This window comes from Pseudomonas sp. 13B_2.1_Bac1 (assembly GCF_025466155.1).
In the GTDB taxonomy this organism is placed as follows: Bacteria; Pseudomonadota; Gammaproteobacteria; order Pseudomonadales; family Pseudomonadaceae; genus Aquipseudomonas; species Aquipseudomonas aylmerensis.
In genome coordinates, this window is record NZ_JANLOH010000011.1 from 1 (window position 1) to 1,196 (window position 1,196).

The following is a 1,196-nucleotide window of genomic DNA, read 5'->3' on the forward strand; positions in this document are numbered from 1 at the left end:
TTCGAGAAGAACGGTTCAGGCGAACCGAAGTGACTGTTTCAAGGTTTCCCAATGGTCGAAATCTGCTTCAGTGAGCGCACTGCCCTTGCTGTACGTCAGCGCCAGTAGTCGAGGCTCGCCAGGCAGCTCACAGGCCAGTTGGTACTGGCAAGAAAGCGCGTTGCCCTGGGTGAACTCGGTTTGCACTTCCATCGCGACGATGTTGCGGTCGACGCCCACCCGCACCTCTGCGGGCCTGGTGCATTTGAAGGCAGTGACTTTCTTGCGCAGCTCGGTGAGCTGGTGGGTATAGGTCTCGGCCAACGTTTTCTGTGGGTCCATAAGGCCGCGTGCCAGCACCAGGGTGGTGCCGCGTGTCTTGAACACCAGCATGTTGACGCTGTTGTCGTCAGGCATTTCGTTGCCCAATCCGATGATCAAATCGTGGGTGATGTATTCGCGCATTGAAGCCGTCCTTATGGGGTCATTCATGGATGAAGTAGCCGTCTACATCGCCCTGGATGTCCGCACCACTGACGCCGTTTGCGGTGGTGCCGGAAGCCTTTCCACTCATGTTCAAATCGAGTTTTCCTGACAAGGTGTTGACCTTGCCGGCTTTCATTCCGGTGATATTGAAGTTCTCGCAGGTGATGTTCAGGTCGCCGTTTTCGTTGAGTTCTATGACGGTCTTGCCGCATTCGAGGCGCAGCTGTTTGCCCACGCCGATGTAGTACTCGCCAGCCACGTGATCATTCTTGCTGGCGCCTACCTTCAAGGTGTCATTGGCCTTCACCACCCGTATGCGCGTGCGGCCCACGGTGATGGTTTCGTCCTGGCCGACCTGGCTGCTTCGGTCAGCGCCAATCGATTGGGTCTGATTGTTCTTGACCACCGTGTTCTGGTCTTTCTGGGCATGGATAAACACTTCCTCCTGGCCCAACTCATCCTCAAAACGCAGCTCATTGAAGCCCGATCCCTTATGGGTACGGCTCTTGATGGTCATCCGCGTTTTGTGTTTGGGCAGCTCATAGGGTGGCAGGTTGGTCTGGCGGTACGCGGTGCCAGTGGCGAGAGGCTGGTCAGGATCACCGTCCAGATAGCTGATCACCAGCTCCTGACCTACACGCGGGATGGCCATGGAGCCCCAGGTCGCCCCGGCCCAGCCTTGGGTGACACGGATCCAGCAGGAGCTGTGGTCGTTGTTTTTGTCCGAACGG

At 57.3% G+C, this 1,196-nt stretch carries 2 protein-coding genes; both read right to left on the reverse strand.

Translation table 11 applies throughout. From position 1 onward, the window contains the following. Nucleotides 1–15: 15 nt before the first annotated feature. Nucleotides 16–444 carry a DUF1795 domain-containing protein gene (locus tag NTD80_RS02745; protein ID WP_262132056.1) on the reverse strand — a complete coding sequence of 143 codons (429 nt, stop codon included), beginning with the start codon at nt 442–444 and terminating at the stop codon, nt 16–18. A 19-nt stretch (nt 445–463) separates the two neighbouring features. Further along, a partial coding sequence (locus NTD80_RS31225) for a type VI secretion system Vgr family protein (protein WP_315974910.1) occupies nt 464–1,196 on the reverse strand: 733 nt, incomplete at its 5' end.